Source organism: Robiginitalea sediminis, from assembly GCF_002198115.1.
Taxonomy (GTDB): Bacteria; Bacteroidota; Bacteroidia; order Flavobacteriales; family Flavobacteriaceae; genus Robiginitalea; species Robiginitalea sediminis.
Genome location: NZ_NGNR01000001.1, coordinates 886,639 through 902,992, shown reverse-complemented (window position 1 = coordinate 902,992; position 16,354 = coordinate 886,639). Strand labels below are relative to the sequence as shown.

Annotated in this window: 12 protein-coding genes; 10 read left to right on the top strand and 2 right to left on the bottom strand. The window is 57.8% G+C overall.

What is annotated here, in order from left to right:
* The first annotated feature begins 6 nt into the window (after positions 1–6).
* The 7 genes from CA832_RS04060 to CA832_RS04030 all read left to right on the top strand — a co-directional run bounded on the left by CA832_RS04060 (position 7) and on the right by CA832_RS04030 (position 8,484).
* Positions 7–1,704, top strand: coding sequence for a DUF1501 domain-containing protein (locus tag CA832_RS04060; RefSeq protein WP_088340265.1), 1,698 nt, complete (start codon positions 7–9; stop codon positions 1,702–1,704).
* A gap of 148 nt (positions 1,705–1,852) precedes the next feature.
* Positions 1,853–3,931, top strand: coding sequence for a methionine--tRNA ligase (gene metG / locus CA832_RS04055; RefSeq protein ID WP_088340264.1), 2,079 nt, complete (start codon positions 1,853–1,855; stop codon positions 3,929–3,931).
* A 15-nt stretch (positions 3,932–3,946) separates the two neighbouring features.
* Positions 3,947–4,849: a histone deacetylase family protein gene (locus CA832_RS04050; protein ID WP_088340263.1), complete on the top strand. Its 903-nt coding sequence runs from the start codon at positions 3,947–3,949 to the stop codon at positions 4,847–4,849.
* 96 nt (positions 4,850–4,945) lie between these two features.
* Entirely contained in the window at positions 4,946–5,980 is a 1,035-nt protein-coding gene (locus CA832_RS04045) for a nucleoside hydrolase (protein ID WP_088340262.1), read from the top strand.
* A gap of 7 nt (positions 5,981–5,987) precedes the next feature.
* On the top strand, positions 5,988–6,887 hold the full coding sequence (gene rbsK, locus CA832_RS04040) for a ribokinase (protein ID WP_088340261.1): 900 nt from the start codon (positions 5,988–5,990) through the stop codon (positions 6,885–6,887).
* A gap of 3 nt (positions 6,888–6,890) precedes the next feature.
* Entirely contained in the window at positions 6,891–7,886 is a 996-nt protein-coding gene (locus CA832_RS04035; RefSeq protein ID WP_088340260.1) for a GRP family sugar transporter, read from the top strand.
* Positions 7,887–7,962: 76 nt separating this feature from the next.
* The gene (locus tag CA832_RS04030; protein ID WP_088340259.1) at positions 7,963–8,484 is read left to right on the top strand and encodes a ferritin; all 522 of its coding nucleotides are present in this window, start codon (positions 7,963–7,965) and stop codon (positions 8,482–8,484) included.
* Between the two features lie 284 nt (positions 8,485–8,768).
* Here CA832_RS04030 and CA832_RS04020 read toward each other — a convergent pair whose 3' ends face one another.
* Positions 8,769–9,161: a hypothetical protein gene (locus CA832_RS04020; protein ID WP_088340257.1), complete on the bottom strand. Its 393-nt coding sequence runs from the start codon at positions 9,159–9,161 to the stop codon at positions 8,769–8,771.
* 110 nt (positions 9,162–9,271) lie between these two features.
* Complete coding sequence (locus CA832_RS04015) at positions 9,272–9,604, bottom strand: single-stranded DNA-binding protein (RefSeq protein WP_088340256.1); 333 nt, start codon at positions 9,602–9,604, stop codon at positions 9,272–9,274.
* Positions 9,605–9,780: 176 nt separating this feature from the next.
* Here CA832_RS04015 and CA832_RS04010 point away from each other — a divergent pair, with 176 nt between their 5' ends.
* Genes CA832_RS04010 through CA832_RS04000 form a run of 3 tightly spaced genes read left to right on the top strand, consistent with a single transcriptional unit; the run spans position 9,781 to position 15,816 of the window.
* Positions 9,781–11,328: a M20/M25/M40 family metallo-hydrolase gene (locus CA832_RS04010; protein ID WP_088340255.1), complete on the top strand. Its 1,548-nt coding sequence runs from the start codon at positions 9,781–9,783 to the stop codon at positions 11,326–11,328.
* Between the two features lie 9 nt (positions 11,329–11,337).
* A complete protein-coding gene (locus CA832_RS04005) occupies positions 11,338–12,630 on the top strand; it encodes a serine hydrolase domain-containing protein (RefSeq protein ID WP_088340254.1) in 1,293 nt (430 codons plus the stop codon).
* Positions 12,631–12,675: 45 nt separating this feature from the next.
* The gene (locus CA832_RS04000; protein WP_317042262.1) at positions 12,676–15,816 is read left to right on the top strand and encodes a VPS10 domain-containing protein; all 3,141 of its coding nucleotides are present in this window, start codon (positions 12,676–12,678) and stop codon (positions 15,814–15,816) included.
* The last annotated feature ends 538 nt before the right edge of the window (positions 15,817–16,354 follow it).

Sequence of the window (16,354 nt, the reverse complement as noted above, 5' to 3'; positions counted from 1 at the left end):
ACGACTATGTGCAACAACCATATCCCCATCCCAAAGAACCACAAAAGTGCCCATGATCTGGAGCACAAAGTATGGAGCCGGCGCTCCTTCCTGCAAGCATTGGGCATTGCCGGGTCAGGGTCAATGATGCTGGGCAGCAACATGCTCACCGCATCGGCCCCATCCCCACTGACCGCGGCAATTGCCAATGCGCCGGGAGACGGTATCCTGATCCTGATCCGCCTCTCCGGGGGGAACGACGGCCTCAGCACCGTGATCCCCATTGAGCAATACGATACCTATGCGAATGCCCGGCCCAATATCTATATCCCGGAGAGCAAGGTCCTGAAACTGACCGATGAATTCGGCATCCCCTCCTACATGCAGTCCCTTGAGGCCATGTGGGGAGACGGGGCCTTTAAGGCCGTACACGGGGTGGGTTACCAGAACCAGAGCCTTTCCCACTTTACCGGGTCGGATATCTATGCGAACACCGACCTGACCACTACCGGGATCTCAGGGGAACCCACAGGCTGGATGGGACGCTATTTCGAAAATTTATACCCGGACTACCTGATGAACCCGCCGGCTGCCCCGGCCGCTATACAGATCGGGCAGTATGGAAACCTGATTTTCCAGGGCGAAGAGACCAACTACGCCTTTGTAACCTCCAACATCGACCAACTGGAGGAAATTGCGCAGACCGGGGTGCAGTACAACCTGGACCCGGCCCTGTTCGGCGACTGTATGTACGGCGACCAGCTTCGCTTCCTCAGAGGCGTTGCCAATACCACCTACGAATATTCCGGACTCATCCACGCGGCCTACGAGCGCGGCCAGAACCAGGTAGAGTACCAGGACAACGGGTTTGCCCGTCAACTGGCTCTGCTGGCCCGCCTCATCAAAGGAAATCTGGGGACGCGCGTTTACATGATTTCCATGGGAGGTTTCGACACCCACGGCAACCAGCCGTTGGCCCATGAGCGGCTGATGTCGAACCTGTCTATTGCCGTCAAGGATTTCTATGACGACCTGGCCTTTACCGAGCAGGACGAAAAGGTCCTGAGTATGACCTTCTCGGAATTCGGACGCCGGATCTTCGAAAACGGTTCCAATGGGACCGACCACGGAAAGGCAGCCCCTACCCTGTTCTTCGGCGCCGGGCTTAACGGCAGTGCCTTTGTAGGGGAACACCCCTCCCTGGACGACCCCAACAGCCGGGGGAACCTTGAATATACCATGGACTTCCGCGACCTCTATGCCACGGTCCTTGCCGAATGGCTCTGCGTGGACATCCCCCTGGTGGAACAGCACCTGCTGGGCCACGCCTACAACCCGGTGAACCTCGGGTTCAACTGTTCAGGCACGGAGTTCCCGGATATCGCCTACAGTGATGATCCGCCCACCCCACCCACCCCCCCAGGAGAAGGCGACGGGGAAAACCCCACCGACGCGATGATCGAGGCTATCGTCCACAGGCCCTATTACCCATCGGACAGCAGCCCGCACATCCACGTGGAAATGCCCTTTACCGGACACATCGATGTGACCCTGTACAACATCCTGGGCCAGAAGGTGGCCACCCTCTTCAACGAGATGGTCTTTGCAGGCAGCCTGGACATCAATGTCCGCGACAGCGTGCCGCGCCACCTGGCTACGGGGAAATATATCTACCGTATTGGGGTGCAGGACCGCTTCCTGGCCAAATCCATCATGGTGGCCTGACCGCGGCCCTGAGTACCGATAATGCCCTCGGACACTGGACGCCCCTGATATTCGTATCTGTCCAGTGTCTCGGGGGCTTTTCTTTTGATGCCGCCTTGCCCCCGGCCCGCATTTTTGGTTATTTTTGTGCCTTAATTCCGCATTCCCGATGCCTGAGGCCCACACCCATTTTGCACGCACGACCATAACGGCTGCCCTCCCGTATACCAACGGCCCCATCCATATTGGCCACCTGGCAGGCGTCTATGTCCCGGCGGATATTTACAGCCGCTACCTCCGCCTGAAGCACCACCCGGTCCTCTTTGTCTGCGGCAGCGACGAACACGGGGTAGCCATCCCCATGAAGGCCAAAAAAGAGGGCGTTAGCCCCCAGGCCCTCATCGATAAGTACCACGGGATCATTAAAAAGTCCTTTGCCGATTTCGGAATTGCATTCGACAACTATTCCCGCACCTCCGCACAAGTCCACCACCAGACCGCTTCGGACTTCTTCAAAACCCTCCATGGGAACGACGATTTCATCGAGGAGGTGAGCGAACAGCTCTACGACCCGGAAGCCCGGCAGTTCCTTGCCGACCGGTTTGTGGTGGGCACCTGCCCCAAATGCGGGCACACAGAAGCCTATGGCGACCAATGTGAAAACTGCGGTTCCTCCCTAAATGCTACGGACCTCATCGGCCCTCGTTCGGTCATCAGCGGGGCAGCCCCCGTGCTGAAAAACACCCGCCACTGGTTCCTCCCCCTGGACCGGTATGAAGGCTTTCTCAAGGACTGGATCCTGGAAGGGCACAAAGAAGACTGGAAACCCAACGTTTACGGGCAATGTAAATCCTGGATCGACGACGGGCTCAAGCCCCGGGCCGTGACCCGCGATCTGGATTGGGGTATCCCGGTCCCACTGGAAGGCGCCGGGGGAAAGGTCCTTTACGTCTGGTTCGATGCCCCTATCGGGTATATTTCCTCCACCAAAGAATGGGCCGCACTGGAAGGCCAGGACTGGAAACCCTGGTGGCAATCCGAAGACACCCGCCTGCTGCACTTTATCGGGAAGGACAACATCGTCTTTCACTGTATCATCTTCCCGACCATGCTTAAAGCCCACGGCGGGTATATCCTCCCGGACAATGTACCGGCCAATGAGTTCCTGAACCTGGAAGGGCAGAAACTCTCCACCTCCCGGAACTGGGCGGTGTGGCTGCACGAATACCTGGAGGAATTCCCAGGCATGCAGGACGTGTTGCGGTACACCCTGACGGCCAATGCCCCGGAAACCAAAGACAACGATTTTACCTGGAAGGATTTCCAGGCGCGCAACAACAACGAACTGGTCGCCATCCTGGGGAATTTCGTCAACCGGGTAACCGTACTGACGCACAAATATCTGGACGGTCAGATTGCAGCACCCGGTACGCTAACCGAAAACGACCGGGTTACCCTGACAGAGATCCGGGAATATCCCGCCAGAATCGGAAACAGCCTGGACCGGTTCCGCTTCCGGGAAGCCTCCCAGGAGTTGATGAACCTGGCCCGCCTGGGCAACAAATACCTGGCGGACGAAGAGCCCTGGAAGGTGGTGAAACAGGCCCCCCAACGGGCCGCCACCATCCTGTATGTGGGCCTGCAGGTAGCCGCAGCCCTGGCTGTGCTCTCGGAACCTTTCCTGCCGTTTACAGCACAAAAACTCCGGGCCATCCTAAACGCAGAAGCCGCTGACGCCCTCCCCGGGTGGGATGCCATCGCCAGCACCGAGGCCCTGCTGCCGGAGGGACATACCATTGGGGAAACCCAATTGCTGTTCCGTAAAATCGAAGATTCTGAAATCCAGGCCCAATTGGACAAACTAGAAGCCACCAAAAAATCGAATGCCATGAGCGAAAGCCAAGCCGCCCCGCAAAAGGACACCATCACGTACGACGACTTCAGTAAACTGGATCTGAGGGTGGGCACCATCCTGGAGGCCGAAAAAATGCCAAAGGCCAAGAAACTCATCGTGATGAAAGTAGATACGGGCATCGACACCCGCACCATCGTTTCCGGGATTGCCGAGCACTTCCAACCGGAACAACTCATTGGCAAACAGGTGACGGTTTTGGTTAACCTGGCACCCCGGCCCCTTCGCGGGGTGGAGAGCCAGGGGATGATCCTGCTGGCCGAAGACAAGGACGGGAAACTGGTCTTTGTGGGCCCGGATGGCACCCCGGTTGCCAACGGTTCTCCCATTACCTGATCCTGCGCGCATCCCGTGCTACGGATCGCCTACCACCCCATCTACAAACATCCCCTTCCGGAGGGGCACCGCTTCCCCATGCAGAAATATGAGCTGCTACCCCAGCAACTCCTGCATGAGGGCACCTGTACCCGCGATAACTTTTTCGAACCCGGCCTCCCGGAGGACCGGGATATCCTGAGGGCACACCAGGCCGAATACTACCAGGCCTTGGGCCAGGGTACCATTCCCGCCAAGGCCATGCGGAAGGTGGGCTTCCCCTGGAGTGCCGCGCTGGTGGAGCGGGAACGTCGTATTGCCAAAGGCACGATAGATGGCTGTCATTTCGCCCTGGAAAACGGCATCTCCATGAATATCGCCGGAGGCACGCACCACGCATACTCAGACCGGGGCGAAGCCTTCTGCATGCTCAATGACCAAGCCATTGGGGCGCATTACCTTCTGGCCGGGAATCTGGCCCAGCGCATCCTGATTCTGGACCTGGACGTACACCAGGGCAACGGCACGGCCGAGATCTTCCAGGACGTACCGCAGGTATTCACGTTTTCCATGCACGGGAAGGCCAACTACCCGTTCCGCAAGGAGGTTTCGGACCGGGATATCGCCCTGGAAAGAGGTACGGACGACGCCGCCTACCTGGGCATCCTTGCCAGGCAGCTCGAATCCCTACTGGAGGAAATCAGGCCGGATTTTGTCTTTTACCTCTGCGGGGTGGATGTGCTGGCCACCGATAAATTAGGTACCCTTGGGCTTACTCCGGAAGGATGCAGGCAGCGGGACCTGATGGTCCTGGAGTGGTGCCACACCCATCAAATCCCGGTGCAGTGCAGTATGGGAGGCGGGTATTCCCCCCAGCTCCGGACCATTGTGGAAGCCCATGCCCAAACCTTCCGCATTGCCCAAAACCTGTATTTCTGATTCCTGCCATTCCGCTTTCAGGGCCTCAGGCAAGTTGCTACTACCCTTCCCGGGATTCGGCTTTTTTTGTATTTTGAGTGCAACAATCAACTGAACATGAACCCTGTATTGCGCCCTCCGGGCCTTGGGTTGTTGCTTTCCCTGGGCCTGCTTTTCCTGTGTTGCCGCCCCGGGGACTCTAAGACCAAGACACCCGATAGCCCCCAAAACACCGGGGCTGCCCGAGTCAAAGTCATTTTCGACACTGACGCCAATAACGAACTGGACGACCAGCACGCCCTGGCCTACCTGCTCTCGAATGCCGATGTTATCGACCTGTTGGGCGTAACCGTTAACGCCACCTATAACGGGGGCGATATTGAAGGCCACCGTGCGGAGGCCGAGCGTATCCTGACCCTATATAACCGCAAGGGGCAAGTTCCCCTCCTCAATGGGGCCAATGCCAACCTGAAGCAGATTTCCCCTACCGGCCCCTCTTACGACGGGAAAGCGGGCGTGGACTTTCTCCTGAAACAAACCAAACAGGACAGCGTGGTGATTATTGCTGTTGGCAAACTCACCACCATTGCCCTGGCGCTGCAAGCAGATCCTTCCTTTGCCGACCGCACGCGGGTGGTCTGGCTCGGTTCCAATTACCCCGAACCCGGGGAATACAACCAGGACAACGACACCACCGCCGTGAATGCCGTCCTGGCCAGCGACATCCCCTTCGAAATGGTCACGGTCCGCTATGGGAAAGCCAGTGGGACCGATGCAGTCAAAGTGACCCAATCGGAAATCAACGCCAAAATGCCCGGGTTGGGGCCCCGGGCTTCAGAACCCATCACAGGAAGGCATGGGGGCCAATACCTGCGTTTTGGGGATTACGCCGTTAGCCTGTTCGAACACATCGACTACCATGGAGACCCGCCATCGAGGCCCCTGTTCGATATGGTGGCCGTTGCCTTGCTGAAAGATCCCCGGTGGGGCCAGGTACGGGAACACCCGGCCCCGGTCCTGATCGATAACCAGTGGGTAGAGCGTCCCGATAACCCAAGGAAAATCCGTATTTGGGAGCACTTCGACCGGGAAGGGCTTCTGGCCGATTTTTACAACCGGATGGCTAACCCCGTATTAGAAGAAAAACCGTAATCTACCGATGGCAAAAGTACTGGTCGTTGGCAGTGCCAATACGGATATGGTGGTTCAAACCAGTCGTTTCCCGGAACCCGGAGAAACCCTGCTTGGGGGTGCCTTCCACATGTTTCCGGGAGGGAAGGGAGCCAACCAGGCCGTGGCTGCAGCACGGATGGGCGCTTCAGTAACTTTCGTCTGTGCCCTGGGCGACGACCTTTTCGGGCGCAACGCCCTGGAGGGGTATTCCCGGGAGGGCATAAACACCTCCTGGGTCCAGACCCTGGAAGGGATGGCCTCAGGAGTGGCACTTATCACCGTGAATGCTTCCGGGGAAAATGAAATTGTGGTGGCCCCCGGTGCCAATTCCGGACTTACCCCCGCCCACCTGGAAGGCCCTTTAACCCAAAAATCCGATTGGGGCGTTGCCCTGACCCAGCTGGAAACCCCCCTGGAGGTGGTCGCATTCCTGGCGAAATCAACCCGGGCTTCCGGGGTCCCTTTAATCCTGAACCCTGCCCCTGCAGCCCCCCTGCCGGACAGCATCCTGGAAGGGTTGTATTGCATTACCCCCAACCAGACGGAAGCAGCAGCGCTTACCGGCCTCACAGCCCGCGAGGCGGGGCAGGCCAAAGCGGCTGCGGCAGCACTGATGGCCAAAGGGGTGCGCAATGTGGTTATCACCCTGGGGAAAGAGGGTTGTTATTATTCAGGTGAAGACGGGGCCTACCACCTGCCTTCGGAAAAGGTGACAGCCGTAGACACAACGGCTGCCGGGGACGTCTTTAACGGGGTCCTGGCCGCAGGTACGGCCGAAGCCCTGCCCTGGAAGGAACGGCTACAGCGCGCCAACCGGGCCGCTGCCCTTTCGGTGTCCCGCCTGGGCGCCCAGAGTTCTGCTCCCTTTAAAAATGAAATATTGTAACCCATGTTTATTATTGATCAATACCCGCTGGCTGTCATTTTTTGTATCGTTACCATGCTGGCATGGGGGTCTTGGGCCAACACCCAGAAACTGGCTTCCCCCACCTGGCGTTTTGAACTTTTTTACTGGGACTATGTTTTCGGCATCCTGATTTTTGCCTTGCTATTCGCGTTAACTGCGGGGAGTATCGGGGTCGAAGGCAGGCCTTTCCTGGAAGACCTGGACCAGGCGAGCCTCGGAAACCTGTCCTATGCCTTCCTGGGCGGGGTCCTTTTTAATGCGGCCAACATCCTCCTGGTAGCAGCCATTACCATAGCGGGGATGTCCGTGGCCTTTCCCGTAGGGATTGGCCTTGCCCTGGCTATTGGGGTGGTGGTCAATTATCTGGACAGCCCGGTGGGAGATGCCGGGCTTTTGTTTACCGGGGTGGCCCTGGTGGCCCTGGCCATCCTGCTCAATGCACGGGCCTACCAGCGTCTGTCCCAAACGCGGAATAAGGTCCCCGCCAAAGGCTTGTTGCTGGCTATTGTGGCCGGGTGCCTTATGGGGTTGTTCTACAAATATGTGGCCCTGTCTATGTTTCCCGATTTCTCCAACCCCCTGCCCGGGAAGCTTAGCCCTTATTCGGCTGTATTTGTATTCGCCAACGGAATCCTGGTGAGCAATTTCGTATTCAACACCCTGCTGATGCGCAAACCCATTGAAGGGGAGCCCCTGAATCTCAAATCCTACCTCCAGGGCCATAGGAAAAACCACGTAATGGGAATATTGGGCGGGGTTATCTGGTGCATCGGCATGTCTTTCAGCATCCTGGCTTCGGATAAAGCCGGGCCGGCCATCTCCTATGGCCTCGGGCAGGGGGCCACAGTGGTAGCCGCCCTGTGGGGCATCTACATCTGGAAGGAGTTCCGGGGGGCGCCAAAGGGGGTCCCTGCCATGCTGAACCTGATGCTCCTGGTCTATGCAGCCGGGTTGTCCCTCATTGTCCTGGCCAGATAAGTTCTTGGCGGATTCCGGTGGCTGTTGTGGCCTAAAAACAAGCGCGTTTTGTACCTTTATGTAAAATTTTACCGATATGCTGAACAAGAAAGTGGAAGCCGCGCTTAACGAACAAATCCGCGTGGAAGCCGAATCCTCCCAGGTATACCTGTCCATGGCCTCCTGGGCGGAGGTCAAAGGTCTCGAGGGTATTGCCCAATTCCTCTATAAACACTCAGACGAAGAGCGGATGCACATGCTTAAGCTGGTCAAATTCGTCAATGAGCGGGGGGGCCACGCCGTGGTCTCGGAACTGAAAGCCCCGGAAACGGAATTCGGCTCCTTCAAGGAACTGTTTGAAAAGCTCTTCAAGCACGAAATCATGGTGTCGGAATGTATCAATAACCTGGTGCACGTGACCCTGGAAGAGCGCGACTACGCCACCCATAACTTCCTGCAGTGGTACGTAGCCGAACAGATTGAGGAAGAAGCCCTGGCCCGGACCATCCTGGACAAGATAAACCTCATCGGAAACGACAAGGGCGGCTTGTACCTCTTCGACCGCGACATCCAGCAAATTTCTGTGGATAGTGCTGCCTCGGGGGAACCGATGGCTTAATGTTAAATCTTATTTAGATTTATTAAAAATTATTTACCTTTGGTAGGAGTACTGCCATGGGTAACAAGAAAAAACAGGAAAAAAAGGCGCGTAAAGCCGAGAAAATAAGGGCCGAAAGGATGCTCCTCCTCTCGGCTACCTGTTGTTCGCCCAAAGGTTGCAAATCCAAGTGCTGCAAGAAGTATCAGAAATGCGAAAGCAAGCGCTGTAAGAAATGTCCTTGTACGGATTTGTTACGGGAATTGCAGCGCCACAATGGGCTTTCCCAGGTGGCCTGACCCGGCTCAATGCCGAACACCATGGCTTGCCCCATTAACCGAATACTCCGGTAGGGTATCCGGCCCGAATTGGGCGTAATAGGCCGCCTGTAACCAATAATAATCCCCATGTTGGCATTCTGACCCGCAAAGCGGGCGGTGGGCCAGGTACACTTCCCTTTTCGCCTGGAGATACCCGTGGTAGGCCACGGGGTTTTCCTGGTAGAGTTTTCGTTCGAAAAAGCGCTGATCCCTCCAATAATCCAGTTCATCGGTTTCCTGACCAAAGTTGAGACTTTGTTCATAAAGCCCATCGGTCTTCCCCATCCGGGCATAGAAATCCGATGGGACCTCCTGGGCCTGAACCCATGCAAGCCCCCCAAGGGCCCAAAGCAATAAGACGGAGGTGGTACGGCGCATGGTTTTCTTTTACTAACAGACGACAAGTCTGTTTAGAAGTTACACCCTGTAGGCCTTTTACCACAAAAAAAGAGGCCAAAAGCCTCTTTTGTCGATTAACGGACCCTGGGTCACTTGCCGAGCAGCAGCAGTTCTGTGCATTTTACCTCCGTTACATACTTCCGCTCCCCGGCATCCGTATCGTAGGACCTGTGGATGAGTTTCCCCTCAAGGGCCACTTCCCTGCCCTTTTTCAGGTACTGTTCCACAATCTCCGCAGTCTTGCCCCAGGCCACCACCTGGTGCCACTGGGTGTCGGTAACTTTCTCCCCTTTCCCATTGCGGTAGGTTTCGTTGGTGGCTACCGAAAACCGGGCCATCTTGTTCCCGGATTCCCATTCGTTCACTTCCGGGTCCTGCCCCAGGTTGCCAATGAGTTGTACTCTGTTTCTCAGTGCATTCATAATCTAATTTTACCACGTTTTGGTCAAATGTAGGTAGGGCGGGCAGCCAAAGTCGTCTGACAAACATTTGTATCCGGATATAAACACTTCCGGGACAGGTACACCCCGAGATGGACACCTCTCGTGTTAACCCGATTTATTCTTATCTTTCTTCTCACCACAAACCAACTGAACATATGAAACTAAAATTCCTGATTCCCATAACCCTCCTTTGGATGGGTGCCGGGCTCCTGGCGCAGGATGCGAGCATCCCGGAGCAGATTGTAAAGGAAGCTACGGAAAACTCCCAATTGGAGCCCCTGGCGCATGAACTCATGGATGTCATCGGGCCCCGGCTCGTGGGCTCGCCCCAGATGCAAAAGGCCCACGACTGGGCTGTGGCACGGTTCCGGGATTGGGGTATCGCTGCCGAGAACCAACCATGGGGCACCTGGCGCGGATGGGAACGCGGTATTTGCCATATAGACCTGGTGGCCCCCAGAGTGGTTACCCTCCACGGAAGGCAACTTGCCTGGAGCCCCCCAACGCCCAAAGGCGGGGTCTCTGCCGGGGTTATCACCCTGCCCGAAGTCGCAGATTCCCTGGCTTTTGCCCGGTGGCTGCCCCAGGTAAAGGGGAAATGGGTGTGCATCTCCATGCCACAACCCACTGGAAGGCCGGATGAGAACTGGGAGGAATTTGCTACCGAAACCTCCTTTTCGCGGATGAAGCAGGAGCGGGAAACCCAGGAAACCGCCTGGAGGCAAAATCTGGAACGAACCGGCTATGACCGCCGGACGCTGAACCCGGCCCTCGAAGCGGCCGGGGCAGTAGGCATACTGCAATCCCGTTGGTCCCAGGCCTTTGGGGCCAATAAAATCTTCAGCGCCAACACTTCGAAAATCCCGGTACTGGACCTCTCCCTGGAAGACTACGGGATGGTCTTCCGCATGGCGGCAAACGGGGATAACCCGGTGATCCGGGCCGTGGCCGAATCGAAAGAACTGGGGCGGGTCCCTACATTCAATACCATCGCCACCATCCCCGGAAGCACCCTCCCGGATGAGTATGTGGTGCTGTCTGCCCACTTCGACTCCTGGGATGGGGGTACCGGGGCTACAGACAATGGGACTGGTACCCTGACCATGATGGAGGCGGCCCGCATCCTTAAAAAAGTGTACCCCAACCCGAAGCGGACCATTATTGTAGGGCTATGGGGCAGCGAAGAACAAGGCCTTAACGGCTCCAGGGCCTACGTGGAAGACCACCCGGAAGTCGTGGAAGGGCTTCAGGCGCTGTTCAACCAGGACAATGGAACAGGGAGGGCCGTACAGCTTTCCGGGCAGGGGTTCCTCCATGCGTATGCCTACCTGGGCCGCTGGCTGGAAGCCGTACCGGACTCCATTACCCGTCACATAGAGACCACCTTCCCCGGGAACCCGGGCCGGGGCGGATCGGACTACGCCGCCTTTGTGGCGATGGGCGCCCCTGCCTTCTCCCTGTTTTCCCTGAGCTGGGATTACTGGAACTACACCTGGCATACCAACCTGGACACCTACGATAAGATCGTGTTTGACGATGTTCGGTCCAATGCCATCCTGACCGCCATCCTCACCTACATGGCCAGCGAGGACCCCGAACGGACCTCAAGGGAAAAGGCGGAACTCGCCACCGACCCCCGGACAGGGGAACAACGCCAATGGCCTTCACCCAGAGCCCCGAACCGCGAGGGCGGGCTCGATTAAACCAACCCGATGAGAACAACACATTTCCTTTTGCTACTGGCGGCACTTGCGATTTCCTGCCGCCAGGCCCAACCTGTTACTGAAACCCAACACCTCCTTTCCGAGGCTCCTCCCGAAAGTGAAGGGATGTCCGGGGAGCGACTGGACCGGATAGGCCGGATGCTGGAGGAATCCATTGCCGAAGGGCAGATTCCCGGGGCTGTCGCCTTAGTTGCCCGAAACGGGAAAATTGTCTACCACAAAGCCTTTGGCCTGGCAGACGCCGAACAGGGTACTGCCTTTGAGACCGACCATATCTTCCGGATTGCCTCCCAGACCAAAGCCATTACCAGCACGGCCGTTATGATGCTATGGGAAGAAGGGCATTTCCGCCTGGACGACCCCATATCCGATTTCATCCCGGAATTTGCACAAACCGGGGTACTGGAACGCTTTAACGAAGCCGACAGCAGCTTTACGGTAACCCCTCTGGAGAACCCCATTACCATCCGACACCTGTTAAGCCATACCTCCGGGATCGGCTATGGGATGATAGACGGGAACCCCAGCATCCGGAAAGCCTTTGCCAAAGCCGGGATAATCGATGCCTTTACTGCCGAAGCCGTGACCCTGGAAGAAAACATCCCGCGGCTCGCTCAGATGCCCCTGCACCACCCTCCGGGAGAGGGCTGGACGTACAGCGAAGGGCTGGATGTCCTGGGCCGCCTGGTGGAAATCGTCTCCGGAATGCCCTTCGATGCCTTCCTGAAAACCCGGATCTTCGACCCCCTGGGTATGGAGGACACCTGGTTTTACCTGCCGGAAGAGAAAGCCGACCGGCTGGTCCCGGTCCAGTACCAGGCCGATGGGCAATGGAAACGCTTCGAAACAGAAGGCTTTGAGATCGATTACCCCATAACCGGAGCCCGTACCTATTTTGCCGGCGGGGCCGGGCTATCCAGTACGGCCCGGGATTATGCCGTTTTCCTGCAGATGATGCTCAACCAGGGCGAATACAACGGCACCCGCCTGTTGAGCCGCACCACCGTCCAAACGCTTCTGGCCAACCAGATCGGGGAGTTCTGGGCAGGCGGGCCCAAGGACTTCGGTCTGGCCTTTGCCGTGGTCAACGCCAACGGCGTGGCATACGGGGGCGAGGGGGGTGAAGGCACGTTCGACTGGGGCGGGTACTTCAATACCGAATATTTTGCCGACCCGGGGGAACAGCTCATCGGAATCCTCATGAAGCAGACCCAGGGGGCCTCGCAGGACGAGACCGACTGGAAATTCCGCCAAATGGTCTTCGCTTCCATAGCCGACTAGTACAAGTCAAACACAAAACCAACACCAAAATACGAGCGCATTGCCATGATGAAACGCATTTTTCTGACCCTGGTGGCTCTCCTGAGCCTTTCCCTGATTGCATATCCCCAACGCCGCAAACAGCAGGCCCCCGAACCCGTCTGGCAGGACAGCCTGCTTTCCGGGCTTAAATGGCGGAACATCGGCCCCTTCCGGGGTGGCCGCAGCGTGGCCGTGTGTGGGGTAACCTCCCAGCCGGGCACGTATTATATGGGGTCCACAGGGGGTGGGCTCTGGAAAACCACGGACGACGGGCTCACCTGGGCCAACGTCTCGGACGGCTTTTTTAAAACAGGGACGGTAGGGGCTATAGACGTAGCTCCTCAGAACCCGAACCTGGTACTGGTCGGCATGGGCGAACACCCTGCCCGGGGGGTCATGACCTCAATGGGGGACGGGGTCTACCTCTCCCGCGACGCCGGCCGCACCTGGTCCTATATCGGCCTGGAAAAAAGTCGGCATATCTCGGATGTCATCATCCACCCAACGGACGAAAACACCTTTTTCGTAGCCGTACAGGGCGCCCAGTACGGCCCCAGCGAAGACCGGGGGATATACCGGACCACAGACGGGGGCACTACCTGGGAAAAAGTGCTGTACACCGACGCTACCACGGGCGCCTCCTCCCTGAGCATGGACCCGGACAACCCATCGGTGCTCTACGCCGCCCTCTGGCAGCACCGGCGGTACCCCTGGACCATGGAATCCGGCGGCCCCCATTCCGGGTTGTACAAGTCCACGGACGGGGGTAGCACCTGGAAGCAAATGAAAGAAGGATTGCCTGAGGCCTTTGGCAAATCCGGGATATCCGCTTCCGGAGCCCTTTCCGACCGGGTCTATGCCGTCCTGGAGGCCGAAGGGGACAAGGCCGGGGTTTACCGCTCCGACGATGGGGGCGAGCACTGGCAACAGGTCAACAAGGACCGAATCAATGTAGCCCGGTCCTGGTACTACATGGAGATTTTTGCAGACCCCGCAGACCCCAACCGGGTCTATGTCCTGAATGCGCCCATGACCCGCTCTATAGACGGGGGGAAAACGTTCCAGACCATCCGCACGCCTCACGGAGACAACCACGACATGTGGATCAACCCGGAGGACAACCGGATAATCATCAACGCCAATGACGGGGGGGCCAACATATCCAACAATGGGGGCATGAGCTGGAGCACCCAGGAAAACCAGCCCACAGCGCAGTTTTACCGCGTGATTACCGATAACCGCTTTCCGTATTATGTCTATGGCGGGCAGCAGGACAATTCCGCCATTGCCATTGCCAGCCGCACCAACGACCAGGGCATCGACTGGAAGGACTGGTATTCCGTGGCCGGGTGCGAGAGCGCCTACCTGGCCTTCGACCCGGACAACCCGGAAGTGGTATACGGCGGGTGCTACCAGGGGATTATCGAACGCTGGCTTGCCGCAAGCCGGGAGGGCAAATCTATCAAGGAATACCCGGAACTGGCCCTGGGTAACGCCCCGGAAGGCTTCCGGTTCCGGTACAACTGGAACGCCCCTATCCTGACGGACCCGCATGACCGCAATACCCTCTACCATGCGGGGAATGTGGTATTCCGCTCCCGCGACGGGGGTCAGAGCTGGGATATCATCAGCCCCGACCTCACCCGGGACGAACCTGAGAAACAAGGCCCGGGCGGGCGGCCTTACACCAACGAGGCTGCCGGAGGGGAAAACTACAATACCATCATGTACCTGTCGGCATCGCCCCACCAGCCCGGCGTGCTCTGGGCCGGAAGCGATGACGGCCTGGTTCACCTGACCCGCAACGGAGGAGAAAGCTGGGAAAATGTAACCCCGGAAAGCATGCCGGAGGGCATCGTAAACAGCATAGAGGTTTCCCCCCACGACCCCGCAACCGCCTATGTGGTCCTGATGCGATACAAGTTCATGGACTTGCAATCTTACGTCTACAAAACCACGGATTACGGACAAAGCTGGAACAGCATTACCCGCGGGCTGGACGACCCCAATGGGTTCGCCCGGGTGGTTCGCGAAGACCGCGTAAGGCCCGGCCTGCTCTATGCCGGGACCGAAACGGGTCTGTATGTCTCGGCAGACGGGGGCAACTTCTGGCAACGCCTGCAGCTGAACCTCCCGATAGTTCCCATAAACGACCTGGGCATTCGCAACCAGGACCTGGTGGCCGCTACTGCGGGCCGGTCCTTCTGGATCCTGGACAACCTGGCACCCCTCCAACACCGATGGGATCCCGGGACCTCCCTCTCCCTGTTGCCCCCTGAAGACACCTACCGCTTTACCGGGGGCTACTCCGAAAACCCGGCACCAGGCCTGGGGCAGAACCCGAAAAGCGGGGTTATCCTGGATTACTTCCTGGGCCAGCCTGCCGATTCGGCCAGCCTGCGCCTGGAAATCCTGGAGGACGGGGAAGTGATCCGCACCTTTAGCCATAAGGCCCCTGAAAACTTTAAATCCTGGCCCGGCGGCCCCTCCAAACCGGAAGTCCTGCCCGCCCGGAAAGGGCATAACCGCTTTGTCTGGGACTTCAGGCGGGAAACCCTCCCTGCGGTCAATGGGGTCTTTGTCTATGGAAGTTATGCGGGCTCCATGGTGGGCCCGGGGACCTATACCGCCCGGATGACGCTGGACAACACCGTAGTGGAGCAACCCTTCCAGGTACTGCCCCACCCGGGCATCACAGCCACCGCCGCAGCCTATGCCGGCCAGGAAGAGGCCCTGAAGAAGATCGAAGGGGCGCTCCGGGATATGCACCAGGCCGTAGAGGCCCTGCGCAAAGTCAAAAACCAGGTGGAGGCCTATGCCGGCCTGCTGAAGGGCAATACCGATGCAGAACCCCTCCTGGAGCAGGGGAAAGCGTTGCTGGAACGCATCGATGCCTGGGAAAACCAACTGATCCAGCCGCGGCAGAAGACCTTCCAGGATGTCATCAATTTCAACAACCGCCTGAATGCGGAACTGATGAACCTGAAGTCCTATGTAGACAGCGCCGAACCGGAGGTGACCCGGGGCGCGAGTGAACGACTGGCGGATTTATTGTCCGAATGGGAAGCCCTGGCCCGCGAACGGGATGCCCTTGTCAACGAGGGAATGCAGGCCTACAACCAGACATATCGGGAACTGGGCTTACCGGCCCTGATAATGGATTAAGTGGCATGCCGTAAGGCCTGATTTGGCATTTCAGCAGGCCGCAGTAGCTTGGGGATTGGTCTGGCAGGGAGGCATGACACCCGCTGTCCGGATCGGTGGCATTTTCAGGTCTGTCAAACCGTAAAAGGGCAGCCTGCGAGATGCCAAATGGGATCATTATTGAATCGTACAGCCATTGAGGGGACATTGTCTGGAATGCCAGAGCGAATTCCGCGGCCGGGCCGACAAGAAATTTTGTTCGGACCCCTGCCGTAACGCCTGGAACAACCGAAAAAACAGGATTAACAACCCATGCATCCGCATAGTCCACCGCGCATTGCGTGAGAATTACCGCATCTTAGAGACATGGGCACGATGTTGCCCCGAAGCGGGCTTACATCGGGAAAAGCTTTTGGCGCTGGGGTTCCGCTTTGAATACTTAACGGCACAAACCTCCTTCCGGGGGCAGGTACAAACCTGGGTCTACGACAGGGCATACTACCGCGACACCGGGTCGCGGTATAAGGCAGTAACCGGAGAGGAACTACAAATGGCCTGC

Bases quoted from the DNA above. Each gene is read 5' to 3' on its own strand.
- CA832_RS04060 (WP_088340265.1), top strand. From the start codon at position 7: ATGTGCAACAACCATATCCCCATCCCAAAGAACCACAAAAGTGCCCAT.
- metG (WP_088340264.1), top strand. From the start codon at position 1,853: ATGCCTGAGGCCCACACCCATTTTGCACGCACGACCATAACGGCTGCC.
- CA832_RS04045 (WP_088340262.1), top strand. From the start codon at position 4,946: ATGAACCCTGTATTGCGCCCTCCGGGCCTTGGGTTGTTGCTTTCCCTG.
- rbsK (WP_088340261.1), top strand. From the start codon at position 5,988: ATGGCAAAAGTACTGGTCGTTGGCAGTGCCAATACGGATATGGTGGTT.
- CA832_RS04035 (WP_088340260.1), top strand. From the start codon at position 6,891: ATGTTTATTATTGATCAATACCCGCTGGCTGTCATTTTTTGTATCGTT.
- CA832_RS04030 (WP_088340259.1), top strand. From the start codon at position 7,963: ATGCTGAACAAGAAAGTGGAAGCCGCGCTTAACGAACAAATCCGCGTG.
- CA832_RS04020 (WP_088340257.1), bottom strand. From the start codon at position 9,161: ATGCGCCGTACCACCTCCGTCTTATTGCTTTGGGCCCTTGGGGGGCTT.
- CA832_RS04015 (WP_088340256.1), bottom strand. From the start codon at position 9,604: ATGAATGCACTGAGAAACAGAGTACAACTCATTGGCAACCTGGGGCAG.
- CA832_RS04010 (WP_088340255.1), top strand. From the start codon at position 9,781: ATGAAACTAAAATTCCTGATTCCCATAACCCTCCTTTGGATGGGTGCC.
- CA832_RS04005 (WP_088340254.1), top strand. From the start codon at position 11,338: ATGAGAACAACACATTTCCTTTTGCTACTGGCGGCACTTGCGATTTCC.
- CA832_RS04000 (WP_317042262.1), top strand. From the start codon at position 12,676: ATGATGAAACGCATTTTTCTGACCCTGGTGGCTCTCCTGAGCCTTTCC.